Origin of the sequence: Micromonospora sp. NPDC049274, assembly GCF_040678875.1 — a bacterium.
Taxonomy (GTDB): domain Bacteria; phylum Actinomycetota; class Actinomycetes; order Mycobacteriales; family Micromonosporaceae; genus Micromonospora.
Window position 1 is genome coordinate 1 of the sequence record NZ_JBFAQS010000016.1, and the last position, 24,875, is coordinate 24,875.

Genomic DNA, 24,875 nt, shown 5'->3' on the forward strand with positions numbered 1-24,875 from the left:
GGCGGGGGGGGGGGGCCGCCCCCCCGGGGGGGCCTCCCGCCCCCGGGGGCCCGCCGGGGGGGGGTCCCCCCCCCCCCGCGGGGGGGGGGGGGGCCCCCCCCCCGGGGGGGCCCCCCCCCCACTTCCTGGATCGAGCACGATCAGGCACGGCGCCCGACAGTTCCTACTCCGCAGCGGCCGACGGGCCGATGTTCGTGCGGGAGGTCACCACGTCGAGGACGTGGGTGACCGCCTCGGCGATCGGCACCCCGTTGCGCTGGGAGCCGTCGCGGTAGCGGAAGGAGACGGTGCCGGCGGCCACGTCGTCGTCGCCGGCGATCACCATGAACGGGATCTTCTGCTGCTGGGCGGTACGGATCTTCTTCTGCATCCGGTCGTCACCCGCGTCCACCTGCGCCCGGATGCCCTCGGCGCGCAGCGCCGCGACGAAGCCGTGCAGGTAGTCGGTGTGGTCCTCGCGGATCGGGATGCCGACCACCTGCACCGGCGCCAGCCAGGCCGGGAACGCCCCCGCGTAGTGCTCGGTGAGCACCCCGAAGAACCGCTCGATCGACCCGAACAGCGCCCGGTGGATCATCACGGGCCGCTGCCGGCTGCCGTCGGCTGCCTGGTACTCCAGACCGAACCGCTCCGGCTGGTTGAAGTCGACCTGAAGGGTGGACAACTGCCACGTCCGGCCGATCGCGTCCCGCGCCTGCACGGAGATCTTCGGCCCGTAGAACGCCGCGCCGCCCGGGTCGGGCACCAGGTCCAGGCCGGAGGTCTCGGCGGCGGTCCGCAGCGCCTCGGTCGCCTCCTCCCAGTCCTCGTCCGCGCCGATGAACTTGGGCGAGTCGTCGCGGGTCGACAGCTCCAGGTAGAAGTCGTCCAGGCCGTAGTCGCGCAGCAGGTCGAGCACGAAGCTCAGCAGCGTGGTCAGCTCGCCGGCCATCTGCTCGCGGGTGCAGTAGATGTGCGAGTCGTCCTGGGTCAGGCCGCGCACCCGGGTCAGGCCGTGCACGACGCCGGACTTCTCGTACCGGTAGACGGTGCCGAACTCGAACATCCGCAGCGGCAGCTCCCGGTACGACCGCCCGCGCGCCCTGAAGATCAGGTTGTGCATCGGGCAGTTCATCGCCTTGAGGTAGTAGTCCGCGCCCTCCAGCTGCATGGGCGGGAACATGGTGTCCGCGTAGTACGGCAGGTGACCGGAGGTCTGGAACAGCTGCGCCTTGGTGATGTGCGGGGTGTTGACGAACTCGTACCCCGCCTCCTCGTGCCGACGCCGCGAGTAGTGCTCCATCTCCCGGCGGATGATGCCGCCCTTGGGGTGGAAGACCGCGAGGCCCGAGCCGATCTCGTCGGGGAAGCTGAACAGGTCCAGGTCCGCGCCGAGCTTGCGGTGGTCGCGCCGGGCGGCCTCCTCCAACAGCTTCAGGTACGCCTTGAGCTCGTCGCGGGTCGGCCACGCGGTGCCGTACACCCGCTGCAGTTGGGGGTTCTTCTCCGACCCGCGCCAGTACGCGGCGGCCGAGCGCATCAGCTTGAACGCGCCGATCAGTCGGGTGGTCGGCAGGTGCGGACCCCGACACAGGTCCGACCAGCAGACCTTGTCCTCCTTGGCGTCGAGGTTGTCGTAGATCGTGAGCTCGCCGCCGCCGACCTCCATCACCTCGTCGGTGTCCAGGCCCTCGCCCTTGACTTCGATCAGCTCCAGCTTGAACGGCTCGTCGGCCAGCTCGGCGCGCGCCTCGTCCAGGCTGCCGAAGCGGCGACGACGGAACCGCTGCCCGCTCTTGACGATCTCCTGCATGCGCTTCTCGATCTTGCTGAGGTCATCGGGCTGGAACGGCTTGGCGACGTCGAAGTCGTAGTAGAAGCCGTTCTCGATGGGCGGGCCGATGCCCAGCTTGGCCTCGGGGAAGACGTCCTGCACGGCCTGGGCGAGCACGTGCGCGGTGGAGTGGCGCAGCACGTTGAGCCCGTCCGGCGAGTCCAGGCTGACCGGCTCGACGACTGTCTCCTCGGCCGGCGCCCAGTCCAGGTCGCGCAGCTGGCCCTGCGGGTCGCGGACCACGACGATCGCCTTGGGGCCGTTCGCGGGCAGTCCGGCCGCGGCCACCGCGTCGGCCGCCGTCGTCCCGGCGGCGACGACGACGGGGTCGGCCACGGCGGGGGTACGGGGTGCGGACACGGTGACTCCTCCAAGCGGTACGAAACGGTGCCGATCCTCGGCTCTTGGCCGATGCTATCGGTCGCACCGTCGGCGCCTTCCAGACGGCTCGCGTTGAACCTTTCGCGCCTCGTTTCCGAACTACGTGGTGTGGCCGGAAACCGGTACCGGTCGCGTCGAGACGGATGGGGGCACGAGATGGCGAGCACGCACGGCGGAGGCCGCCCGCGGCGGATCGCGGCGGTGACCGCGCTGACCGCCGCGGGGCTGCTGCTCTGGCCCGGTACGGCGGCGCACGCCGCGGACGTGACGACCACCCCGACCGAGGCACGGCAGGGCGACGCCGTACGGCTGGAGTTCAGCGTGCCCGAGGAGCGGGCCGGCACGACCACCACCCGGATCGAGGTCCGGTTGCCTGCCGACGCCCCGGTGGCCGAGGTCTACCCGATGTCGGTCGACGGTTGGGCACCCACGATCAGCTCTCGCACGCTGGACACGCCGGTGGCCGGCATCCACTCCTCCGGGGTGAGTACCGTGACCACGGCGGTGACCTGGGTTCGGGTCGGCGCGGGCGCGTCCGGCCCGGCCCGCCTGGCCCTGTCCATGGGCCCGCTGCCGCAGGCGGAGCGGCTCACCTTCGAGGTCGTCCAGACGTACGCCGACGGCACTGTCGTCCGGTGGGCGGACGCCAGCGGCGCGCACCGTGCCCCGGTGCTGACGCTGCTGCCCGCTGCCGCGGGTGCGGCCGGCCCGGTCGGACACGGCGGGCACGGCGCTCCGGCGGCCGGCGCGGCGAACGATCCCGCGGCCGGCGCGCGGGACGCCGACGGCGGCGACGCATCGGTGAACGGGTCGGGTGGCTCCGGCGAGGAGTCCGGCAACGCCGACGCGATGCTCGCCGGCGGGCTGCTGGCCGGCCTGGGCGGCGGCGCCGCGATCGGCTGGCTGGTCAGCCGGTGGCGGCGACGCGACCCGGCCGAGGACGCGGCCCTGGCCGAGATCACCGGCGACCCAGCCGAGGCCACGGCGCCTGCCGAGGTGACCGGCGACCCGGCCGAGGACGCGAACCTCGCCGAGATCACCGGCCGCGCGGGCGACACCGCCGCGCCCGCCGACCGCCAGCACGCTGCTCCCGCAGCATCGCGGTGATCCACTCGGGTTCCCGGAAACCGCGGCATCCTGGCCGCCCGGACAGCCCGATTTAGCGGTGATCCACTCGGGTTCCTGCAAACCGCGGCATCGCAGCCGCCTGGACACCCCGATTTGCAGGATGCCGAGTTGATCATGACCAGGGCGGTCAGGGCGGCCAGGGGCCCGGATGGTCAGGGGAGCCAGGTGGGTAGCGGCTCGCGGGCGGTCAGCCACGCCTCGGGCACCCCGCCCGGAGTGCCGACACCCGTGTACGCGGCCACGATCGCCCCGACGATGGCGGCCGTGGTGTCCATGTCACCGCCCGCCCGGACACACCTCAGGATCGCCGTCGGATAGTCGTCGAGGTGGGTCGCGGCCACCCAGAGGGTGAATCCGACGGTGTCCTGCGCGGTCACCCGGGAGCCGTTGCCGAGTTCCGCCACCACCCGGTCCACCGGTCGGCCGAGCAGCCCCGCCGCCCGGCTCACGCTCCGGTGCACCTCGCTGCCCGGGTCCAGCGCGGCGGCGACCCCGGCGAGCAGGCGGCCCGGATCTGGCCGGTGCCCGTCGAGGCGGGCCCGGGCGGCGAGCGCGGCGGCGACGGCGACCGCCACCGCACCGGCGATCCCCTCGGGATGCGCGTGGGTCACCTCGGCCGAGGCGCGGGCCTGCGCGACGGCGCGGGCGGTGGAGTCGGCGAAGTACGCGCCCAGCGGACCCACCCGCATCGCCGCGCCGTTGCCGCAGGAGCCCTGGCCGTCGAAGGCGGACGCGGCGGCCACCGGCCACGGGGTGCCGGTGCGGATCAGCCGCAGGATCGCCATCGCGCCGGCCCCGTAGCCCCGGCGTGGAGCACACCGCTCGGCGAAGGCCAGGGCCAGCCGGTCGCGGTCGACGTCACCGGAGTGGGCCAGCTCGGCGAGGACCGAGCAGGCCATCTCGGTGTCGTCGGTCCACTCCCAGGGCGCGGGCGGCAGCGTCGCGTCGGTGAGCTCCTCCGGCGGGCCCGGCAGGAAGTACCGTGCGCCGAGCGCGTCGCCTGTGGAGAGGCCGGCGAGGCTGTCCCGGGCGAGCGCCAGTCGGGCGTCGGCGAACAGGGTGAAGGACATCGTCGTACCAGCTTGCCCGGTTCACACGTACGTCGCAACGCGATCAACTTGCCAGGCCAAGTACGGTCTTGTCGTGGCCTCCGTGCTCCTGGTCGAAGACGATCACGTCGTACGCGGCGCGATGCTGCGGTCCCTCGCTGACCGGGGGCATGCCGTGCACGCCGTGGGCACCGCCCTGGACGCGCTGCGCCGGGTCGCCGCGGAGACACCCGACCTGGTGGTGCTGGACCTCGGCCTGCCCGATCTGGACGGTTCCGACGCGCTGCGGATGCTGCGCGGCATCACCGACGTGCCGATCATCATCGCCACCGCCCGCGACGACGAGCAGTCGGTGGTCAAGCTGCTGCGCGCCGGGGCCGACGACTACATGGTCAAGCCGTTCACGGGCGCGCACCTGGACGCCCGCATCACCACTGTGCTGCGGCGGGCCGGGCGGGCCAGCCGGACGGTGCAGCCCGCGGTGCACACGGTCGGCGGATTGCGGGTGGACGTCGGTGAGCGCAGCGCCCAACTCGACGGGGAGCCGCTCGCGCTGACCCGTAAGGAATTCGACCTGCTGGCGTATCTCGCCGCACGACCCGGGCGGGTAGTGTCCCGCCGGGAACTCTTGGAGGAGGTATGGCGGCAGCCATCGGTCGGCGAGGATCAGACCATCGACGTACACCTGTACTGGCTCCGCCGAAAGATGGGCGAGTCCGCGGCGAAGCCGCGCTACCTGCGCACCGTGCGGGGGGTCGGGTTCCGGCTGGTGGCACCGGACTGAGGACGGCGCTGGCCCTGCTCACGGCCGGCATGTGCAGTCTCGTCGCGCTCGCGTTCCTGATCCCGCTCGGGTTGAGCCTGCGGGGGCAGACGCGGGAGGAGGCGATCGCCGACGCGGCCCGACGCAGTGCCCTGGTGACCGGTGCGCTGGCGGTGAGCACCGACCCGACGGTGGTGGAACGCGCCGTCGTGGCCAGTGGTGACGGCACGTCGTCCCGGCCGGTGGTGCACGGCCTGGGGTTGGACGAGTCCGCCGGCCGCGCCAGCGGCAGCGACCTGGACCGGGCCCGCGCCGAGCGGCGCTCCCTGGTCACCGACGTCGACGGCGGGGTGGTCCGGCTCGACCCGGTGGTCCTCGGCGACAAGACGGCAGTGGTCGAGGTGTTCGTGGCGGACTCGACGTTGGGCGAGGGCGCCGGCGGCACCTGGCTGCTGCTGTTCGGGGTGGGTGCGGCGATGGCCGGCGCGGCGGTGCTGGTGGTCGACCGGGTGGCCGCACGCGCGGTGGAGGCCACCCGCGGTCTGGTCCAGGCGGCCCTGTCGATCGGCGACGGCGACCTGGGCGTACGCGTGGAGCCGACGGGCCCTCGTGAGCTGACGGAGGCCGGGTACGCCTTCAACCGGATGGCCGACCGGCTGGACGCGGCGCGCACCGACGAGCGGGAGCTGGTGGCCGACCTGTCACACCGGCTGCGGACGCCGTTGACAGTGCTCCGGCTGGACGCGGAGGCGCTGGAGTCCGACGACACCAGCGTGGGCTCGTTCAGCCCGGCGGAGCTGGACCGGCTGCGGGGCATCCGGCGGATCCGGCAGGCGATCGTCACCCTCGAAGGTGAGATCGACGTGCTGATCAAGACCACCCGCAAGGCGGTGGCCCACGAGGCCGGCCCGGCGATGTGCGACGTCAGCGAGGTCGTCCGGGACCGGATGGTGTTCTGGGCGGCGCTCGCCGGCGACCAGAACCGGCCGCACCGGGTCAACGGCGCGCAGCTGCGCATCCCCGCGCCGGTGCCGCGCGCCGAGCTGGCCGCCGCGCTGGACGCGGTGATCGGCAACGTCTTCCGCTACACCCCGCAGGGCACGGCGTTCGAGGTGGCCGTGTCCCGCCGCGACGGGTACGTGGCGATCCGGATCGACGACGCGGGCCCGGGCATCGCCAACCCGGACCGGGCGCTGCGGCGGGGCACCAGCGACCAGGGCTCGACAGGCCTCGGTCTGGACATCGCCAAGCGGGTGGCGTTGCAGGCCAACGGCTCGGTCAGCATCGACCGGGCCCGGTTGGGCGGCGCCAGCGTGGTGATGCTGCTCGCCGACCCGGAGGCGACGCCCCGGCAGGTCAGCCGGTTCGGCCTCGTGGGTCGGATGGCACGCGACGCCCGGGACCAGAAGACGAGCGGCCGTCGCTGGCCCCGCCAGCGCCCCACCGACGACTGAGCCCTCCCCCACCGATCGGCTGACGGGGCGCTCCGATCGGCTGAGCGGGCCGGGGCTGTGCGGCGGCGCAAGTCTTCCTTAGATCGCGGTTAACGACGGCGGTCAGGCGCTCGCGGGCTGACAGGATCAGAGCACGAACCCACCAGTTCCACCGGCCAGCGCACCGCGCACCCACCGGCCGGTGGAGCCACGCGCGCGGCGGGAGTCTCAGGTCCCCCCACACCAACGCTCCCGCCGCGCGCCCCTTCACCCGACCCGCCCGACCGGCGTCAGCCGGCGGTGGCGAGGTACGCGTCGATCTCGGCGGCGATCCGCTGCTTGCCGGCCGGGTCGAGGAAGGACGCGGTGACCGCGTTGCGGGCCAGCGCGGCCAGCTCCTGCGGGCCCGCCCCGAGCAGCCGGGCCGCCACCGCGTACTCGTCGTTGAGGGTGGTGCCGAACATCGGCGGATCGTCGGAGTTGATGGTGACGAGCAGCCCGGCCTCCACCAGCCGGGGCAGCGGGTGCTCGTCGAGGCTGGCCACGGCCCGGGTGCGGACGTTCGACGTCGGGCAGATCTCCATCCCGATCTGCCGCTCGGCGAGGTACGTGAGCAGCTCCGGGTCCTGTGCGGCGGAGATGCCGTGGCCGATCCGCTCGGCGCTCAGCTCGTTGAGCGCGTCCCAGATCGTCTGCGGGCCGGTGGTCTCCCCGGCGTGCGGCACCGAGCGCAGCCCGGCCGCGCGGGCCCGGTCGAAGAAGGGCTTGAACTGCGGCCGGGGTACGCCGATCTCCGGGCCGCCGAGACCGAAGCTGATCAGGCCGTCGGGGCGCTCGTCGAGCGCGATGCGCAGCGTCTCCTCGGCCGCCGGCAGGCCGGCCTCGCCGGGGATGTCGAAGCACCAGCGCAGGTCGAGGCCGAAGTCGGCGGCGGCGCGCTTGCGGGCGTCCTCGATCGCCTCACAGAACGCCGGTGCGGGGATGCCCCGCCGCACGTGCGAGTACGGGGTGATGGTCAGCTCCGCGTACCGGACCTGTTGGCGGGCCAGTTCCCGGGCCACCTCGTGGGTGAGGAGCCAGACGTCCTCCGGGTCGCGGATGAGGTCGACGACGCTCAGGTAGACCTCGATGAAGTGCGCGAAGTCGCGGAACTCGAAGTAGTCGGCGAGGGCCGCCGGGTCGGCAGGCACCGGCGAGCGACCCTCGTGCCGGGCGGCCAGCTCGGCGACGATCCGGGGCGAGGCGGAGCCGACGTGGTGCACGTGCAGCTCCACCTTGGGCAGGTCGGCGATGAAGGTGGAAAGATCGGTCACGGGTTCTCCTGGGCATGGGCGCCGGTGCGGGCGACGACGAAGACGCGGCGGAACGGGAAGGGCACCTGACCGTGCCGCACCGGGTACGCGGCGGTGAGCCGTACGCCCAGCTCGGCCCGGAAGGCCGACCAGCCGGCGGCGTCCAGGGCGGCCCGGACGGGGCGCAGCGCGGTGCCCTCCATCCAGGCCAGCACCGGGTGGTCGGCGGCGGGTTCGGCCGGCAGCAGGTGCACGTAGGTAGTCTCCCAGGCGTCCACCGCGCAGCCGGCGGCGGTCAGCAGCTCCGCGTAGTCGGCCGGGTCGTCGACCGGGTCGGCGCGCAGCAGCGGAGCGAGCCGAGCACGCCAGGCCGGGCGGCCGGCGACCTCGCGCAGCGCCCGGTGCGACGGGGCGTCGAAGTTGCCGGGGACCTGCATGGCGAGCCAGGCGCCGGCGGGCAGCTCGGCGGCCCAGCGGCGCAGCAGCTCCTGGTGGCCGGGCACCCACTGCAGCGCCGCGTTGGTGACCACCACGTCCTCGTCGCCGGTCGGCCGCCACTCGCGCAGGTCGGCGACGGCGAACTCGACGGGGGTCGGCAGGTCGCGCGCCCGGTGGATCATCTCCGGCGCGGAGTCGAGGCCGAGGACCCGGGCGGCCGGCCAGCGCTCGGCGAGGGTGGCGGTGAGCTGGCCGGGGCCGCAGCCGAGGTCCACCACCGTGCGGGGCCGGTCGGCGGGGACCCGGGCCACCAGGTCGTGAAACGGTCGGGAGCGCTCGTCGCCGTAGCGCAGGTACGTCGTCGGATCCCACATCGTCGCCTCCAAACCGTACGTCCGTCTTGTTTACCGTACGGCTCGCGTGGCAGGCCGGCAACCCGATCACTAGGCTCGGGGCATGGAACAGCGCAGCTTCAACCGGCTCGGCCGGACCGTCGGAGTGGTCGGCCTGGGCGCCTGGCAGCTCGGCGCCGACTGGGGCACGGTCAGCGAGGCCGACGCCATGGCGGTGCTCACCGCCGCGGTGGACGCCGGAGTCACCTTTCTGGACACCGCCGACGTGTACGGCGACGGCCGCAGCGAGCAACTGATCGGCCGCTTCCTGCGCTCCCGGCCGGACGCCGGCCTGACCGTCGCCACCAAGATGGGCCGGCGCGTCGAGCAGCGCCCGGAGGCGTACACCCTGGCCCACTTCCGCGAGTGGACCGACCGGTCCCGGGCCAACCTCGGGATGGACACCCTGGACCTGGTCCAGCTGCACTGCCCGCCGAGCGCCGTCTTCGCCGACGACGCGGTGTTCGACGCCCTGGACACCCTCGTCGCCGAGAAGGCCATCGCGGGGTACGGGGTCAGCGTGGAGACCTGCGACCAGGCACTCACCGCCATCGCCCGGCCCGGTGTGGCAAGTGTCCAGATCATCCTCAACGCCGTCCGGCACAAGCCGCTGGAGCAGGTGCTGCCGGCGGCCGCGCAGGCCGGCGTCGGCATCATCGCCCGGGTGCCCCTGGCCAGCGGCCTGCTCTCCGGCCGCTACGACGAGCACACCGAGTTCCCCGCCGACGACCACCGCAACTACAACCGGCACGGCGAGGCGTTCGACGTGGGCGAGACGTTCTCCGGCGTCGACTACACGCAGGGCCTCGCGGCCGTCCGCCGCCTCGCCCCCCTTGTCGACTCCGACCGTACGATGGCGCAGTTCGCGCTGCGGTGGGTGCTGGACCAGGCCGGTGTCACGGTCGTCATCCCCGGCGCCCGCGACGCCGAGCAGGCCCGGCGCAACGCCGCCGCGGCCGACCTGCCGCCGCTCACGGCCGCGCAACAGACGGGTGTACGCGAGGTCTACGACGAGCTGATCCGTCCGCAGGTGCACGACCGGTGGTGAACCGCCCACCCCGGGTGCTCGCGTCAAGCCGTCACAACGGCGATGCTGGCACCCGGGGGCGGTGTGCCGCCGGATCCGGGAAGGAGGGCGCGCGGTGAGGGGTTGGCTGACGCTCACCCTCGGCCTGCTGGCCGTGGTGATCGGTGCGGTGTGGACGGTGCAGGGGCTCGGCTACGTCAGCGGCAGCGCGATGACCGACGAGCGGATCTGGGCGGTGATCGGCCCGATCGTGGCCCTGGTCGGCGTGGTCGTGCTCTGGCTGGGCCTGCGCTCGCGCCGCCGACTCTGACGGGTGACAGTGGGAAGCCCCGCATCCCGGAAGGGATACGGGGCTTTACTACAACGACCCCTGGCCGGGTCGTCCTCTGACCGACGAGGGCCAGCCACTCTGATCAGAGCGGACGGACCTGCTCGGCCTGCGGGCCCTTCTGACCCTGAGCGATCTCGAACTCCACCCGCTGGTTCTCCTCCAGCGAGCGGTAGCCGCTCGTCTGGATGGCCGAGAAGTGGACGAACACGTCAGCACCCCCGCCGTCGACGGTGATGAAGCCGAAGCCCTTGTCAGCGTTGAACCACTTCACGGTTCCCTGCGCCATGTGTATCTCCTTCTAAAACTGGTGGCCGTGCACGCCGTGCGGCCGATTGGCCGTTTCGAGCAGCGGCGCCTGAGGCGGCCCCCACGAAGGGAACTTCTCTCAACCCACGCCATCTCGCAGCAGCGTGGAACAGCAAATCACGGACCCGAAAACTCTGTCACGACCTCTCCCACGAATTTCTCCGACATGTGACCTGACGGATGTCTGAGATCGTCGGGCGGCGTGCCGAGCCGTGCGAAAGGCCCCCTCCCCGTCGATGCGGGAAGGGGGCCTGAGTCGATGCGTCGGTCAGTCCGGCCAGTGGCCGGTCATCCGGCGGACACCCACCGCTCCACCCCGGTCGACGGCGGCGCGGACCACCGCGAAGATGGCCCCCTGCAACGCCGCGGCGGCCAGGATCTCGCCCCAGCCGCGGTCCTCGTCGGTGGCGTTGGGCGCCTCGCCGTCGCCCGCCGTGACCTTCCAGACCTGCCGGAAGATCGCGCCGGCCACCGTGCCCGCGGCGATACCCAACAACACGCCGACCGGCCGGTACGCCACCTTGCCGATGCTCCTGCTCACCTACGCCTCCCCCGCACGATCATCAGCACGACCACGGTGGCCACCGCGCCGGCGGCGATCGCCGCCCACGGCACCGGGTTGCGTCGAACCAGCTCGCTCTTCTCGCGGACCAGGCCGCCCTTGTCGTTGGCCTGCGCGCGGGCCATTTCGGCGCCGCGCGCGGCCTGCCCGCGGACCCGGGCCACGGTCTGCGCCGCCTGCTCGCGCACCCGCTCCCGCGCCTGCTCGGCGGACTCCTTCAGGCGGGCCTTGACGTCCGCCTTGGCGGCCAGCGCCTCCATCGTCTCGCCCAGCTCGACCCGCGTGCGGCGGATCTCCTCCCGGAGCGCCTCGGTGTCGCCCGTCCCGTTGCCCGTCATGCCCGACCCCTGTCCTTCACCGCGGCGGCGACGGTGTCCACGTCAGCCCGGAGGCTGCGGACCGCTGCCGCCGGCATCGGCGGGACGGCACGGCTGACCTGCTTCTTGCCCACCAGCGCGAGAATGCCGGCCACCAGGAAGAGCGCCACCGCGACGATCAACGCGGCGGCCCAGGCGGGCAGCACCAGGTCGAGCAGCAGGATCGCCGTGACGACAAGCGCGCCAAGACCGTAGAACGCCAGCGCGCCGCCGCCGCCGAACAGGCCGATCCCGATTCCGGCGTGCTTGCCCTTCTGGGTCAACTCCGCCCGGGCCAGCGTCAGTTCGTCTCGTATCAGACGGGAGACCTGTTCGGTGGCCCGCTGCACCAGCTCGGCGGTGGAGGGCTCGCTCCCATTGCGGGATGTGCGGGCATTTGCCACGTCAGCCATGCTGTCCTCCTTTCCTCATCACCGCGCTGTATGCCCGGAGTTGCCGCCCGTCAATCCTAGAGCGCCACTGGTCGGTGACCGTTCCTGTTGTCCGATCGCCGCGCCGCGCACCCGGCGGCCGAACCCCGCAATCGCCGAAGAGACGCCCGGCAGCAGATCCCCCACCCAAGGCCGCCCAAACCTCTCACCCACCCCGCCGCTCACGAGCCCGCGCCCGACAGGGCACAGAGATCACCCCGAACACGGATCGAGTGGCCTCCCCGGCGGGCGGAGGCCACTCGATCCTGGAACACGCGTGGGATCACGCTCGGGTGACCGCGGTGGTGGCGTCAGGCGCGGGAGGGGGCGGTCTCCTCGGGGCCGACGAAGGCTTCGCTGCGCGCGTCGCCGTCGTCGCTGCCGCCGAAGACGCGCGCGTCGTCAGGGGCCTCGGTGGCGGCCGCACGGCGGGTCGGCCGCCGGGGCTGCACCCACTGCCAGGGCAGGTTGCTGTTGGCGTCGCCCAGCTCGGTACGAATCCGGGGCATCGCGGTGGGCCGGTTGTCCCGGATCCAGGCCACCAGGTGCTCGCGGACGAGGCAGCGCAGGTCCCACAGGCTGCCCGCGTCGGCGGCGCTGACCAGCGCGCGCACCCGTACCGTCCCGCCGGTGGCGTCGGTGATCTGCAGGACGCAGACGCGGCCGTCCCACAGCTCGGTGCCCTCGACGAGCCGGCGCAGTTCCTCCCGCATGGTCTGCACCGGTACGGCCCAGTCGACGTCGAACTCGGCGGTGCCGAGCACCGCCGCCTCGGTCCGCGTCCAGTTCTGGAAGGGCTTGCTGGTGAAGTACGAGGTGGGCAGGATCAGCCGCCGGTCGTCCCAGATCTGAACCACCACGTAGCTGAGGGTCAGCTCCTCGATCCGACCCCACTCCCCCTCGACGACCACCACGTCGTCGAGGCGGACGGCGTCGCTGAAGGCGAGTTGCAGCCCGGCGAAGACGTTGCCGAGCAGACTCTGGGCGGCCAGCGCGGCGACCACACCGACCACACCGGCGGAGGTCAGGACGCCGGCGCCGATTCCGCGCACGCTCGGAAACGTCATCAGCATCACGCCGACGGTCAGGATGACGATCACCGCGACGGTCAGCCGCCGCAGCATCACCACCTGGGTACGCACCCGCCGGGCGTGCCGGTTGTTGGGCACGTCGACGCGGAACCGGGCGAGCGCGGTGTCCTCCACGACGATCAGCAGCGCCGCCACCAGCCAGGCCGTGCTGGCGATCACGCAGAGCACCAGCAGGTGCAGCAGCAGCCGCCGCCAGCTCACACCGACGGCGTACCCGGTGCTGAAGCGGACGGCGAACTGCACCGCGAGGACCGTGGCGGCGACCTGGAACGGGCGGTGCGCGTGATCGGTCAACTCGGTCAGCAGCAGCGACCGGCGGCCGAACCGTCGGGTGAGCCGGTGCACGATTTCGACAAGGAAAAGGGCGACCGCCGCCGCGGCGAGCGCGGCGACGGCCGTTTCCAGATAGCTCTGCACGGGTGGGTCGCTTCCCTTCGACCGGGGGTCGGTACTTCGGGCAAAAGCCCAATAGTGCCCGACGTTCCCCGATATCGACCAGCGTCAGACCTTGCGGTACCGGGACTGGAGGAAGCAGTAGACGCCGAAGCAGGCGATGCCCAGGGCGACAAGGGTCAGCAGGAACGTGCCGTACGACTGCTCGCGCAGGGTGTGCAGCGCGGCGTCCAGACCACGGGCCTTCTTCGGGTCGTAGTTCACCGCCGCGATGATCACCAGCAGGCCGGCGATGCCGTACGCGACGCCCTTGGCGACGTACCCGGCGATGCCGAGCCGGCGGGCGAGCGTGCGGGTCTTCGGGCTCATCTCGCCGGTCTTGAGGTGCTTCTCGAACGTCTTCTTCAGCCCGTAGATCACCAGGCCGACACCGATCGCGGCGACCACCAGCCCGGCCAGACCGACCAGCCAGCGACCGCCGGTGGAGGTCATCAGCTTGCCGCTCAGCGCCTCCTGGTTGTCGGCGCTGTTGGAGCCGGCGTCGGAGAAGACCTTGAACGCGGTCCACGCGAAGTAGAGGTAGACGATGGTCCGGCCGGCCGAGGCCAGCCGCTCGGTGACGCGCTCCTTGCCGCGCTCGGCGCGGTGCCCGGCGGCCGCCTCCAGCCCCTGCCAGATCGCCATCGCGAGCAGACCGACAGCGACGGCGATGACCAGGAACTTACCGAGGGGCTGCGCGGAGAGCGTCCGCAGCGCGCCGGACTGGTCGCCGTCGTCGGACGACGTGCCGAACGCGATCTGCAGGGCCAGCCAGGCGAAGAGCAGGTGGACGATGCCGTAGCCGATGAAGCCGGCCCGGGCGAGGAGTTCCAGCCACCGGCTGTCCGCCGCTCGGGAGGCGGTGGCTTCGGCGCTACGGGTGAGTGACATGCCGTCACAATCTCCGATTTCGGAGATCCCCAAACGTCGGCCACCGCCGCCCGCCAGGTCAGTTGCCCGGGTTGCGGGAAACGCGGATCTTGACCTGCTGGTCGGTGACGCTGTCCAGCGTGACCGCGAAACCGCCGGCCTCGGTGGCCTGCTGGCCGGTGGTGAGGGTGAGCTGCTCGCCGGCGACCTCGACGGTCACCTGGTCGCCCTCGGCGCCGACCAGCTTGGCCTCGACGCCCAGGATGGTGGCGCTCGCGTCGACACCCCGCTCGAAGGTGACCGTGCAGGCGTCCAGCCCGCAGTCGGTGGAGGCGCCCTGGGAGCTGCAACCGGCGAGCACGGCGAGGCCGAGCGCCAGACCGGCGAACAGCCCGGCGGCGCGGCGAACGGGGGACAGGGGGATGGTGGCGGGTCGGTTCGTCACCTTTCCAAGGGTACGAGACGTCCGCGACGCCCAGGCGAGAGCGAGCGCCGAAGGCACCCCGGCTAGGGTCCCGGCATGGCCTTCGACATCGCCCGTACCCGGGCCGCCTATCCCGCCCTGACCGAGGGCTTCGTCCACCTCGACGGTGCCGGAGGGACCCAGACCGCGGCCGGTGTGATCGACGCGGTCACCGACGTGCTGCGCGCGGCCGTCGGCAACCGTAGCGCCGCGTTCACGCCGGGCCGCCGCTCGCTGGAGGTGGTGGCGGCAGCCCGCCAGGCGGTCGCCGACCTGCTCGGCGCCGAGCCGGACGGCGTGGTGCTCGGCCCGAGCGCCACCGCGCTGACGTACACCCTGGCCCGTACGCTCGGCGCGGGCTGGCGGCCGGGCGACGAGGTGGTGGTGTCCCGGCTCGACCACGACGCCAACGTGCGCCCGTGGGTGCAGGCCGCCGAGGTGGCCGGCGCGACGGTGCGCTGGGCCGAGTTCGACAGGCACACCGGTGAGCTGCCCACCGGCCAGTACGCCGACCTGATCGGTGAGCGGACCCGGCTGGTCGCGGTGACCGCCGGCAGCAACGCCATCGGCACCGTGCCGGACGTGCCGGCGATCGCCAAGGCCGCGCACGCCGTCGGCGCGCTGGTCTGCGTCGACGGGGTGCACTCGGTGCCGCACGGCCCGACCGACCTGGCCTCGCTCGGTGCCGACGTGCTGGTCACCAGCGCGTACAAGTGGTCCGGGCCGCACCTGGCCGCGATGGTGGCCGACCCGGCCCGGTGGGCGGAGCTGCGCCCGACGAAGCTGGTGCCGTCCTCCGACGCGGTCCCGGACCGCTTCGAGTACGGCACCCCGAGCTTCGCGCTGCTGGCCGGTGTGACCGCCGCGGTGGACCACCTGGCCGGGCTGGACCCGGATGCGGTAGGTGACCGTCGGGCGCGACTGCGGGCCGGCCTGGCCGCCGCGCAGGCGCACGAGGAGGCGCTGCTGGATCGGCTGCTCGCCGGGCTCGCCGCGCGGCCCGCCATCACCGTCTACGGCTCGCCGGCCCGGCGCTGCCCGACGGTCTCCTTCCGGGTCGCCGGGATGTCGCCGGCGGCGACCCAGCAGGCGCTGGGCGACGCCGGGTTCTGCCTGTCGTCCGGCGACTACTACGCCTACGAGTACTTCCAGACGATGGGGTTGCGCGACAGCGGCGGGGCGGTGCGGGCCAGCATCTACCACTACAACACGGCGGACGAGGTGGACCGGTTGCTGGCCGAACTCGACGCGGTGGCCGACCGGACGGGGACAATGGTCCGGTGAGCACCCTCGTCGAGGACAACCCCGCCAAGAACCGCTTCGAGATCCTGGTCGACGACGCGCTGGCCGGCTTCACCGCGTACGTGCCCCGGGGGGAGGTGCTGGTCTTCACCCACACCGAGGTGGACCGCGGCTTCCAGGGCAAGGGGGTCGGCAGCGTGTTGATCCGGGGCACCCTGGATCAGGTGCGCGCTCGCGGCGGCCGGGTGGTGCCGCAGTGCCCGTTCGTGGCCGCGTTCATCGACAAGCACCCCGAGTACGCCGACCTGGTCGCCGAACAGCCGTAGGGCCGGCCCGGCCAGGGGTCAGCCGGCCCGACCGGTGAGCACCTCGGCGGCGGCCTGCCCACTGGCCCGGGTGGCGCCGTGCGTGGCCAGGTGCACCGACCCGGTGACCAGCTCGGGCACGCCCAGCTCGACCACGACGGCGTCGGGCCGAGCGCTGAGCGCCGAGCGGACCGCCGCCCGCATCCACTCGTGCCGGTGCAGGTCACGGACCACCAGGACGAGGGGGCGGTCCCCGGCCCCGGCACCCGGATCGGCGGGCACGTCGGGCTCGCCGTGGCGGACCGTCGTGGTGCCGGGCAGCAGCTCGCCCAGCGGCTCGCCGAGACCCCACGGGGTTTCCGCGCCGATGGCGATGTTGCGCGGCGGCTCGAACTCGACCACGTACGCGGCGCGGGTCAGCGGCAGCGTGCGGGGCGCGGCCGGGCCGGTGGTGACCCGTACGGCACGGCGGGCGGCGACCAGCCCGACGTCGGCGGGCCCGGGCGCGGCGCCCGAGCGGCCGGCGCGGGCGGCCACCGTCCAGGCGGCGAGCTGGCCGACCCGCTTGGCGGCCTCGGCGAGGCGTTCCTCGGGCAGCTCACCGGCGATGACGGCCGCCACGATGGCGTCGCGCAGCTCCCGGGCCGCCCCCTCGTCGGCCCGTTCACCACCGACACAGATCGCGTCGGCCCCGGCGGCGAGCGCCCGCACCGCGGCGCCGGCGAAGCCGTACCGGTCGGCGACCGCGCGCATCTCCACCGCGTCGGTCACCACCACGCCGGAGAAACCCATCTCGTCGCGGAGCAGCCCGCCCAGGATGCGTTGACTCAGCGTGGCCGGCAGCCGCTCGTCGAGCGCGGGCACCAGGAGGTGGCCGGTCATCACCGCCTGCACGCCGGCCGCCACGGCGGAGCGGAACGGCGCCAGCTCGCAGGCGTCCAGGCGGGCCCGGTCGGCGGTGATCAGGGGCAGGTCGTGGTGGGAGTCGACGCGGGTGTCACCGTGCCCGGGGAAGTGCTTGGCGCAGGCGGCCACGCCGCCGCGCTGCAACCCGCGGATCCAGGCGGCGGTGTGCCGCGCGACGAGCGCCGGCTCGGCCCCGAACGATCGGACGCCGATCACCGGGTTGGCCGGGTTGGAGTTGACGTCGGCGTCCGGCGCGTAGTCGAGGGTCACCCCGGCCGCCGCCAGCTCGACGCCGAGGTCGTGGGCGACCGCCTCGGTCAGCGCCGGGTCGTCGACCGCGCCGAGGGCGAAGTTGCCCGGCCGGGAGCTGCCGCGGGCGGACTCGATGCGGGTGACGTCGCCGGCCTCCTCGTCGATCGCCACGATGACGTCCGGCCGCTCCGCGCGCAGCGTCGCGGTCAACGCCGCCACCTGGGTGCTGTCGACGACGTTGCGGGCGAAGAGCACCACCGAGCCGAGCCCCTCGCCGAGCCAGCGGCACACCCAGGGCGGCGGCGTGGTGCCGACGAACCCGGGCTGCAGGACGGCGGCGGCCAGCGCCGGAAGGTGCCCGGCGGGCGCGGTCACGCCGTCCCCGCGCAGCGGTAGGCGTCGGTCGCGGACATCGGCGCGTACCCGCCGACCCGCTGGTTGCGCTCGCTCATGCGGCCCCCGTACCCCATCTCTCGCACGCCCTCGGCGCACCGCCACCGGCGGGCGGTGCTGCCATGGTCACACCGAGCGATTCAATAGTCAATAAACCTTACAGTTGCCCGGCGGCACCGTTCCCGGGAGAGTGCGGGGATGGATCCCGCCCTGCTGGCCGATGCCACGAGCCCGGCCGACATCCCCGGCGTACGCCTGCTCGGCCTGGTGGTAGGCGCCCTGCTGCTGCTCGCCGCGATCCGGGCGATGTTCGGCAGGCGCTGAGCGCCTCCGGCCCGGCGAGCCGGGTGTGACCGACCGCGACCGGGGTACGGCTTCCTCATCAGCACGTCCGCGCGCCGAAGGGGAAGCGATGAAGATTGGTTACTTTCTGTCCAGTGAGGAGTACACGCCGGCCGAGTTGGTGGAGCAGGCGCGCGGTGCCGAACGCGCCGGCTTCGAGGCTCTGTGGATCTCCGACCACTACCACCCCTGGGTGGACGCGCAGGGGCAGAGCCCGTTCGTCTGGTCGATGATCGGCGCGCTCAGCCAGGTCTGCTCGCTGCCGGTGACCACGGCGGTGACCTGCCCGACCGTGCGGATCCACCCGGCCGTGATCGCGCAGGCGGCGGCGACAAGCGCGGTGCTGCACGGCGGGCGGTTCGTGCTCGGCGTCGGCACCGGCGAGGCGCTCAACGAGCACATCTTCGGCGACGCCTGGCCGCAGGCCGACGTCCGGCTGGAGATGCTGGAGGAGGCCGTCGAGGTACTGCGCGAGCTGTGGGGCGGCGGGTTCGTCAACCACCGCGGCACGCACTACACGGTGGAGAACGCCCGGATCTACACGCTGCCCGACACCCCGCCGTCGATCTACGTCTCCGGCTTCGGGCCGAAGGCCGTCGACCTGGCCGCCCGCATCGGCGACGGCTACGTGAGCACCATGCCCGACGGCGACCTGGTGCGGCGCTTCCGGGAGAACGGCGGCGGCGACAAGCCGTGCCAGGCCGGCTTCAAGGCGGCGTACGCGGCGAGCGAGGAGGAGGGCGCGCGGATCGCGTACGAGCGTTGGCCCAACGCCGGGGTGCCGGGCGAGCTCTCCCAGGTGCTGCCCTCGCCGCGCCACTTCGAGCAGGCCGCCGAGCTGGTCACGCCGGAGATGGTGCGGGACGCGTTCGTCTGCGGCAACAACGCCGACGCGCACCTGGAGATGATCGACAAGTACGCCAAGGCCGGCTTCGACGAGGTGTACGTGGCCAACACCGGCCCGCACTACCAGGGCCTGTTCGACCTCTACCAGCGCGAGGTACTCCCCCGCCTGCGCTGAGTCCCGGATCAGCCCGAGCCCATGATCGCCGGATGCGTTTCGGCGCTCGTGGGCTCGGGTACCTCCGGCCCTCGATGAAACTGTCCACGCACTCGATGACGTTGCGCCGCGCGGCGCGGAGCCTCTTCGGCTGGAAAGCGCTGCGGCCCAACCAGCTCGCCGCCATGCGCGCGGTGATGAAGCGACGCGACGCCCTGGTGGTGCTGCCCACCGGCGCCGGCAAGTCGGCGATCTACCAGATCCCGGCCAGCCTGATCCCCGGCCCGACCGTGGTGATCTCCCCACTGCTCGCTCTCCAGCAGGACCAGATCGCGGCGCTCAACGAGCGACAGCGTCCGGAGCTGCGGGCGGTGCGGATCAGCTCGAACGAGTCGGCCGCACAGCAGGCCGAGGCGATCGCCGAGATCCAGTCGGGCCGGGCGGAGTTCCTGTTCATCACACCGGAGCAGTTGAGCAACCCCGACCGGATGGCCGAGGTCGCCGCGCTGAAGCCGGCGCTGGTGGCGATCGACGAGGCGCACTGCATCTCTGCCTGGGGGCACGACTTCCGGCCCGACTACCTGGCGCTGGGTCACCTCATCGAGGGCATCGGCCGGCCGCCGGTGGTCGCGCTGACCGCCACCGCCTCCCCGCCGGTCCGCGACGACATCATCGCCCGTCTGCGGCTGCGCGACCCCGAGGTGGTCGTCTCCGGGCTGGACCGGCCCAACCTGTTCCTGGAGGTGGCGCACTGCCCCACCGAGGACTACCGGTGGCGGCGGCTGATCGCGTTGCTGCGCGACGACGAACGGCCGGGGATCATCTACGTGCCGACCCGCCGATCCGCCGAGGAGCTGGCCGCCCGGTTGACCGACGCGGGCTTCCCGGCGCAGTTCTACCACGGTGGGATGCCGGCCGGCGCGCGCAACGAACTGCACGAGGCGTTCCTCGCCGACCAGGTGCCGATCATGGTGGCCACCTCGGCGTTCGGCATGGGCATCGACAAGCCGAACATCGCCTGGGTGGTGCACATGGCGCTGCCCGACTCGCCGGACAGCTACTTCCAGGAGATCGGCCGGGCCGGACGCGACGGCCAGCCGGCCCGGGTGCTGTTGCTCTGGCAGGCCGAGGACGTGGGCCTGCAACGGTTCTTCAGCGGCGGCCTGCCGGACGCCGACGAGCTGCGGGACCTGGCCGCGCTGCTGCGTCGCAAGCCGGCCACCAAGACCGAGCTGCGCGAGACCACCGGCCTCGGCCCGCGCAAGCTGGGCCAGTACCTCTCGCTGCTGGAGCAGGTCGGCGCCGCCGAGCCGCGCGCCCGGCAGCGCGTCGGGGCGCCCCGCTACTCGCCCACGCCTACCGACGCGGCGGCGGCGGCGCTGGCCGAGGCGGAACGCCAGCAGACGGTGACCCGCTCCCGCACCGACATGATGCGAGCCTTCGCCGAGACCACCGCCTGTCGCGGGCAGACCCTACTGGCCTACTTCGGCGAGCAGATGACCGAGGTCTGCGCGCACTGCGACAACTGCCACCGGGGCACCAGCGTGGCCGACCAGGGCGCGGTCGGACCGTTTCCCGTGCACAGCCAGGTGCGCCACGCGGAGTGGGGCAACGGCCTGGTGCTCTCGTACGAGGACGACAAGATGACCGTCCTCTTCGATGAGGTCGGGTACAAGACGTTGTCGGTGCGCGTGGTGTCCGAGCAGGGGCTGCTGACCCTGGACTAGCCTGACCCGGGCACCGGTGCGGGGCCCGTGGATTGACCACACTGAGCAGGGCGGAAGGGGCATTGCCGTGATCGAGCAGCCGGCGTACACCGGTTTCGGTTTCTCCGACGGGGAGTGGGGGCTGCTTGTCGGCCTGCCGCAGTCGGTGCTGACCGCGGCGAGCGCCGCCGAGTCCGACGGCACCCGCCGGACCATGGCGGAGAACGCGGCCGGGCTGGAGACCATCGCCGCGGGCCGGGAGTCGGCCAGCCCGCTGGTCGCCGCCGTGGCCGGCGAGATCGTCGCGCGGGTCGGCGACCCGGACAGCGGCGAGGAGCTGCCGGTCATCGCGCCCGCCGACCCGGGCGCGATGATCGACGACGTGCTGGTGCGCGCCGGCGAGGCGAACGCGTTGCTGGCCGCCCGCGTCGACGAGGGTGAGGCCGGCGCGTACAAGCACTGGCTGGTCAAGATCGCCGAGCAGGTGGTCGGCGCCGCGTCCAGCGGCGGGCTGCTGGGCATCGGCGGCGAGTCGATCAGCGACTCGGAGCGGCGGTTCCGCGACCGTCTCGCGCACGTGCTCAACGACTGACCGACGACGCTTCCGACAGCGGCGTACCGCTGGGTTCGGTCGACTCGGCGGCCAGCGCCGCCGGGTCGGCCGGCCGGACGCCGCGCAGCGTCACCAGCGCGGTCACCGCGCCCAGAGCCATCGCCACCATGGCGGCGATCGCGGCGAGGTGCAGCCCGTCGGTGAAGGCGAACCGGGCGGCGTGCAGCACCGCGTCACCCAGCTCCGCCGGCAGTCCCCGGCTCACGGCCAGGGCGCCGCCGAGCGTCTCCCCGGCCGCGTCGCGGGCCTGGCCCGGCAGCCCGGCCGGCAGCTCGTCGAGGACCTCGCGGCGGTAGATCGCGGCCCCCACGCTGCCCAGGACGGCCATCCCCAGCGCGCCACCCAGCTCGCTGCTGGACTCGGTAAGCGCGGATGCGACACCTGCCTGCTCCGGCGGCGCCGCACCGAGGACCAGCTCGGTGACAAGCGACATCACCATCACCAGGCCGCCCGCGTACACGCTGGCGCCGAGCAACAGCAGCCAGAGCGGCGTCTCGGGCGTGACCCGGGTCAGTACCGCGAAGCCGAGCACGGCGATCGCGAAGCCGGCGCCGATCAGGTACGCCCGCTCGACGCGCTGGGCGAGCGCGGCGGCGGCCGGGGCGACGCCGCCCACGGCGAGGGACGGTACGAGGCTCCACAGTGCCGCCCGCAGCGGGCTCAGGCCGAGCACCAGTTGCAGGTGCTGGGTGGTGAAGATGGCGAACCCGACGAGGGCGAACATCGCCAGCAGGTTGACCGCGAGCGAGCCGGCGAAGCCGTGGCGGCGAAACAGCGCCAGATCGACCATCGGGTACGCCCGGGTCCGCTGCCGGTGCAGGAAGAGCGCCCCGACGAGCAGGCCGGCGACGACTGCCAGCACTCGCACCGCGCTGACGCCGTCGCGGGCCATCTCCTTGATGCCGTAGATCACCGACAGCAGCGCGCCGAGCGACAGGGCCGCGCTGACCAGGTCGAACCGCCCACGCACCGGGTTACGGAACTCGGGCACCAGGACCGGGGCGAGCAGGAGCAGCAACAGCATCGCCGGAATGTTGATCAGGAAGATCGAGCCCCACCAGAAGTGCTCCAGGAGGACGCCGCTGAGCACCGGGCCGATGGCGATGCCGCCGGTCAGCGTGGCGGTCCAGATGCCGATCGCGGTGCCCCGTTGCTTGGCGTCGTGGAACATGTTGCGCACCAGGGCGAGCGTGGACGGCATCAGGGTGGCCCCACCGACGCCGAGCACGGCGCGGGCGGCGATGAGCGTCGCGGCGCTGTCGGCGTACGCGGCCAGCAGGGACGCGGCGCCGAACGCGGTGGCGCCCAGCAGCAGGAGCCGACGCCGCCCGATCCGGTCGCCGAGTGCGCCCATGGTGATGAGCAGCCCGGCGAGCACGAAGCCGTAGATGTCGAAGATCCAGAGCTGCTGGGTGGCGCTGGGCCGCAGCTCCGCGCTGATGAACGGGACGGCGAAGTAGAGCACCGACACGTCCATCGAGACCAGGAGCAGCGGCAGCATCAGCACCGCGAACCCGATCCACTCCCGCCGGCCCGCGCGGGATGCCTGTGTGGTGGGGGAAGTCATGATCAGTTTCTCCTCTGCGTATGTCGTACGCTGTTATGCGTAGACCATACGCAGAACTAGGATGGCGAGGCAAGGAGGAAATGTGGCAGAGACGAAAGACGACAGCGGTCCGGCGCTCCCACCGGCCATCGAGAGCGCCTGGGGGCTGCGGGAGCGGCCACCGCGGGGCCCCCGCCCCGGCCTCAGCGTGTCCGGCATCGTCGACGCCGCCGTCCGGGTCGCCGACGCCGACGGGCTGACGGCCGTCTCGATGAGCCGGGTGGCCAAGGAGCTGGGCGCCGCCACCATGGCCCTCTACCGGCATGTCGGCTCGAAGGACGAGCTGCTCATGCTCATGGTGGACGTCGGGTACGGCCCCTCCCCCGGGCCGCCTCCACCCCAGGACGACTGGCGCGCCGGCCTCACCCGCTGGGCCTGGGCCGAGCACGAGGCTCTGCGGCAACGGTCCTGGCTGCTGCACGTGCCGATCACCGGCCCTCCGATCACGCCACAGCAGCTCGGCTGGATGGAGGACGGGCTTCGCTGCCTCGACGACACCGCGCTCGCCGAGGGCGAGAAGATGTCGGTGCTCCTGCTGATCACCGGGTACGTCCGCAACGAGGCCACCCTCACCAACCAGATCGCCGAGGGCAGCCGGGCAGCCGGCGTCGAACCGGACGAGATCATGCCGGCGTACGGTCGGCTGGTGGCCCGGCTCATCGACCCGGCCCGCTTCCCCGCGCTGCACCGCGTGCTGAGCGCTGGTGTGCTCAACCAGGACGACGACCCCGACGACGAGTTCACCTTCGGCCTGGACCGGATCCTCGACGGCGTCGAGGCGCTGATCCGACGCCGGGCGGGCTGAGCGAGGAGCCCCGATGCTGCCGAGAGACACCATCGACACCACAGTCCTGCCACCCGGCGAACGGTTCGGCATGTGGCTGGACCTGATCGCGCGCACCTCGGTGCCGGTGCGGATCCACTCCGGGCACAGTGACGACTTCGCCGCCCGCGCCGACTTCATCGGGCTCGGCCCCATCGAGCTGGTGCAGTACGAGTACCCGTCGCTGGACGTCAGCCGGACCCGGAAGCTGGTCCGTCAGTCCGACCGGGAGTTGTACATCCTCGCTCTCACCACCGGCGGCATCGGCGCGTCCAGCCAGGACGGTCGTCGCAGCGAGATCCTGACCGGCGAGTTCACCTTCTACGACGCGTCCCGGCCGCACGACGTGCGCCACCACGCGACCGAGCCGGAGCGGGATCAGGCCACCTCGATCATCACGATGATCCCGCACGCCGCGCTGCCGCTGCCACCGCAGCGGTTGGCCGCCCTCTACGGAGGCCGGATGTCCGGCAGCGAGGGCATCGGGGCGCTGCTGGCGCAGTTCCTGCTCCGGCTGACCGGGCACCCCGAGCAGTATCACGCCGCCGACGCCGGCCGGCTCGGCGCGGTCGGGCTCGACCTGGCCACCACCATGCTCGGCCGGCACCTCGCCGCCGAGGACGCCGTGCCGACCGAGGTCCGCCGCCGGGCGCTGCTCACCCAGGTGCAGGCGTACGTCCACCGGCACCTGGGTGACGCGACGCTCGGCCCACAGGTCGTCGCGGACGCCCACCACATCTCGCTGCGCACACTGCACCGCCTCTTCGAGGCCGAGAACTCCACTGTGGCGTCGTACATCCGGGACCTTCGCCTCGCCCGGTGCCGACGCGACCTGACCGACCCGACGATGCGGACGCAGCCCGTACAGGTCATCGCGGCGCGGTGGGGGTTCGGCGACAAGGCCCACTTCAGCCGGGCGTTCCGGGCGGCGTACGGGATGAGCCCGCAGGCGTGCCGCGACGGCGACGCGCTTGCGGCGCGGGCCGTCAACCACCTGGCGTCCAGAGTCAACTCGTCCGGGTCAGACTGACAATCGACGTGGCCGAGGCGGCGCCCCCGCACCGGGGCTCGACGGCGGTCACGAACGGGGGCCGTGGCGAGGCGCCCGCCGCGGGTTGCGGCGGGCGGC

General features: G+C 73.0%; 26 protein-coding genes. 13 read left to right on the forward strand and 13 right to left on the reverse strand.

What is annotated here, in order from left to right; translation table 11 throughout:
• Positions 1–163: 163 nt before the first annotated feature.
• Positions 164–2,173, reverse strand: a complete 2,010-nt coding sequence (thrS, locus tag AB0K10_RS25480; protein WP_363687420.1) for a threonine--tRNA ligase — start codon at positions 2,171–2,173, stop codon at positions 164–166.
• Positions 2,174–2,350: 177 nt separating this feature from the next.
• On the opposite strand from thrS, the gene AB0K10_RS25485 reads away from it, so the two are divergent.
• A complete protein-coding gene (locus tag AB0K10_RS25485; protein ID WP_363687422.1) occupies positions 2,351–3,301 on the forward strand; it encodes a DUF1775 domain-containing protein in 951 nt (316 codons plus the stop codon).
• A gap of 173 nt (positions 3,302–3,474) precedes the next feature.
• On the opposite strand, the gene AB0K10_RS25490 is transcribed toward AB0K10_RS25485, so the two are convergent.
• A complete protein-coding gene (locus tag AB0K10_RS25490; RefSeq protein WP_363687424.1) occupies positions 3,475–4,392 on the reverse strand; it encodes an ADP-ribosylglycohydrolase family protein in 918 nt (305 codons plus the stop codon).
• A 73-nt stretch (positions 4,393–4,465) separates the two neighbouring features.
• On the opposite strand from AB0K10_RS25490, the gene AB0K10_RS25495 reads away from it, so the two are divergent.
• Positions 4,466–5,155: a response regulator transcription factor gene (locus AB0K10_RS25495; protein ID WP_007458139.1), complete on the forward strand. Its 690-nt coding sequence runs from the start codon at positions 4,466–4,468 to the stop codon at positions 5,153–5,155.
• 29 nt (positions 5,156–5,184) lie between these two features.
• Positions 5,185–6,588, forward strand: a complete 1,404-nt coding sequence (locus tag AB0K10_RS25500; protein ID WP_363687426.1) for a HAMP domain-containing sensor histidine kinase — start codon at positions 5,185–5,187, stop codon at positions 6,586–6,588.
• A gap of 269 nt (positions 6,589–6,857) precedes the next feature.
• Here the strand turns inward: AB0K10_RS25500 and AB0K10_RS25505 are convergent, their stop codons facing one another.
• Both AB0K10_RS25505 and AB0K10_RS25510 read right to left on the reverse strand, forming a co-directional pair.
• Positions 6,858–7,880: an adenosine deaminase gene (locus tag AB0K10_RS25505; protein WP_363687428.1), complete on the reverse strand. Its 1,023-nt coding sequence runs from the start codon at positions 7,878–7,880 to the stop codon at positions 6,858–6,860.
• On the reverse strand, positions 7,877–8,671 hold the full coding sequence (locus tag AB0K10_RS25510; RefSeq protein ID WP_363687430.1) for a trans-aconitate 2-methyltransferase: 795 nt from the start codon (positions 8,669–8,671) through the stop codon (positions 7,877–7,879). The genes AB0K10_RS25505 and AB0K10_RS25510 overlap by 4 nt, the downstream gene beginning before the upstream one ends.
• Before the next feature lie 82 nt (positions 8,672–8,753).
• Between AB0K10_RS25510 and AB0K10_RS25515 the strand changes: the two genes are divergently transcribed.
• Together AB0K10_RS25515 and AB0K10_RS25520 are read left to right on the forward strand one after the other, a co-directional pair.
• Positions 8,754–9,737: an aldo/keto reductase gene (locus AB0K10_RS25515; protein WP_363687432.1), complete on the forward strand. Its 984-nt coding sequence runs from the start codon at positions 8,754–8,756 to the stop codon at positions 9,735–9,737.
• 94 nt (positions 9,738–9,831) lie between these two features.
• Positions 9,832–10,026, forward strand: coding sequence for a hypothetical protein (locus AB0K10_RS25520; protein ID WP_363687434.1), 195 nt, complete (start codon positions 9,832–9,834; stop codon positions 10,024–10,026).
• Positions 10,027–10,129: 103 nt separating this feature from the next.
• Here the strand turns inward: AB0K10_RS25520 and AB0K10_RS25525 are convergent, their stop codons facing one another.
• From AB0K10_RS25525 to AB0K10_RS25555, 7 genes are all read right to left on the reverse strand, one after another.
• Positions 10,130–10,333 (reverse strand): cold-shock protein, encoded by a 204-nt coding sequence (locus AB0K10_RS25525; protein WP_007458127.1) that lies wholly within the window; start codon positions 10,331–10,333, stop codon positions 10,130–10,132.
• 288 nt (positions 10,334–10,621) lie between these two features.
• Entirely contained in the window at positions 10,622–10,894 is a 273-nt protein-coding gene (locus tag AB0K10_RS25530; RefSeq protein WP_007458126.1) for a DUF4235 domain-containing protein, read from the reverse strand.
• Positions 10,891–11,253, reverse strand: coding sequence for a DUF3618 domain-containing protein (locus tag AB0K10_RS25535; protein ID WP_363687436.1), 363 nt, complete (start codon positions 11,251–11,253; stop codon positions 10,891–10,893). Before AB0K10_RS25535 ends, AB0K10_RS25530 begins: the two co-directional genes overlap by 4 nt.
• Positions 11,250–11,684, reverse strand: coding sequence for a phage holin family protein (locus AB0K10_RS25540; RefSeq protein ID WP_363687438.1), 435 nt, complete (start codon positions 11,682–11,684; stop codon positions 11,250–11,252). The genes AB0K10_RS25535 and AB0K10_RS25540 overlap by 4 nt, the downstream gene beginning before the upstream one ends.
• Positions 11,685–12,013: 329 nt before the next feature.
• The gene (locus AB0K10_RS25545) at positions 12,014–13,210 is read right to left on the reverse strand and encodes a mechanosensitive ion channel domain-containing protein (protein WP_363687439.1); all 1,197 of its coding nucleotides are present in this window, start codon (positions 13,208–13,210) and stop codon (positions 12,014–12,016) included.
• A gap of 84 nt (positions 13,211–13,294) precedes the next feature.
• Entirely contained in the window at positions 13,295–14,116 is an 822-nt protein-coding gene (locus tag AB0K10_RS25550) for a DUF1206 domain-containing protein (protein WP_363687440.1), read from the reverse strand.
• A 58-nt stretch (positions 14,117–14,174) separates the two neighbouring features.
• The gene (locus tag AB0K10_RS25555; protein ID WP_363687441.1) at positions 14,175–14,540 is read right to left on the reverse strand and encodes a hypothetical protein; all 366 of its coding nucleotides are present in this window, start codon (positions 14,538–14,540) and stop codon (positions 14,175–14,177) included.
• A 75-nt stretch (positions 14,541–14,615) separates the two neighbouring features.
• Here AB0K10_RS25555 and AB0K10_RS25560 point away from each other — a divergent pair, with 75 nt between their 5' ends.
• Both AB0K10_RS25560 and AB0K10_RS25565 read left to right on the forward strand, forming a co-directional pair.
• The gene (locus tag AB0K10_RS25560) at positions 14,616–15,842 is read left to right on the forward strand and encodes a cysteine desulfurase-like protein (RefSeq protein WP_363687442.1); all 1,227 of its coding nucleotides are present in this window, start codon (positions 14,616–14,618) and stop codon (positions 15,840–15,842) included.
• The gene (locus AB0K10_RS25565) at positions 15,839–16,126 is read left to right on the forward strand and encodes a GNAT family N-acetyltransferase (protein WP_363687444.1); all 288 of its coding nucleotides are present in this window, start codon (positions 15,839–15,841) and stop codon (positions 16,124–16,126) included. The genes AB0K10_RS25560 and AB0K10_RS25565 overlap by 4 nt, the downstream gene beginning before the upstream one ends.
• An 18-nt stretch (positions 16,127–16,144) precedes the next feature.
• Here the strand turns inward: AB0K10_RS25565 and AB0K10_RS25570 are convergent, their stop codons facing one another.
• Positions 16,145–17,638: a glycoside hydrolase family 3 N-terminal domain-containing protein gene (locus tag AB0K10_RS25570; protein WP_363687445.1), complete on the reverse strand. Its 1,494-nt coding sequence runs from the start codon at positions 17,636–17,638 to the stop codon at positions 16,145–16,147.
• Positions 17,639–17,854: 216 nt separating this feature from the next.
• Here AB0K10_RS25570 and AB0K10_RS25575 point away from each other — a divergent pair, with 216 nt between their 5' ends.
• The 4 genes from AB0K10_RS25575 to AB0K10_RS25590 all read left to right on the forward strand — a co-directional run bounded on the left by AB0K10_RS25575 (position 17,855) and on the right by AB0K10_RS25590 (position 21,296).
• Positions 17,855–17,980 (forward strand): hypothetical protein, encoded by a 126-nt coding sequence (locus tag AB0K10_RS25575; protein WP_255421242.1) that lies wholly within the window; start codon positions 17,855–17,857, stop codon positions 17,978–17,980.
• Positions 17,981–18,068: 88 nt separating this feature from the next.
• Positions 18,069–19,019, forward strand: coding sequence for a TIGR03557 family F420-dependent LLM class oxidoreductase (locus AB0K10_RS25580; protein WP_363687447.1), 951 nt, complete (start codon positions 18,069–18,071; stop codon positions 19,017–19,019).
• 74 nt (positions 19,020–19,093) lie between these two features.
• Positions 19,094–20,725, forward strand: coding sequence for an ATP-dependent DNA helicase RecQ (locus AB0K10_RS25585; protein WP_363687673.1), 1,632 nt, complete (start codon positions 19,094–19,096; stop codon positions 20,723–20,725).
• 67 nt (positions 20,726–20,792) lie between these two features.
• Entirely contained in the window at positions 20,793–21,296 is a 504-nt protein-coding gene (locus AB0K10_RS25590) for a hypothetical protein (protein ID WP_363687449.1), read from the forward strand.
• On the opposite strand, the gene AB0K10_RS25595 is transcribed toward AB0K10_RS25590, so the two are convergent.
• Positions 21,286–22,884 carry an MFS transporter gene (locus AB0K10_RS25595; RefSeq protein WP_363687451.1) on the reverse strand — a complete coding sequence of 533 codons (1,599 nt, stop codon included), beginning with the start codon at positions 22,882–22,884 and terminating at the stop codon, positions 21,286–21,288. The two genes, AB0K10_RS25590 and AB0K10_RS25595, sit on opposite strands and share 11 nt — an antisense overlap.
• An 82-nt stretch (positions 22,885–22,966) precedes the next feature.
• Between AB0K10_RS25595 and AB0K10_RS25600 the strand changes: the two genes are divergently transcribed.
• Both AB0K10_RS25600 and AB0K10_RS25605 read left to right on the forward strand, forming a co-directional pair.
• Positions 22,967–23,728: a TetR/AcrR family transcriptional regulator gene (locus tag AB0K10_RS25600; RefSeq protein WP_363687453.1), complete on the forward strand. Its 762-nt coding sequence runs from the start codon at positions 22,967–22,969 to the stop codon at positions 23,726–23,728.
• A gap of 13 nt (positions 23,729–23,741) precedes the next feature.
• Positions 23,742–24,776 (forward strand): helix-turn-helix domain-containing protein, encoded by a 1,035-nt coding sequence (locus tag AB0K10_RS25605; protein WP_363687455.1) that lies wholly within the window; start codon positions 23,742–23,744, stop codon positions 24,774–24,776.
• Positions 24,777–24,875: the final 99 nt, after the last annotated feature.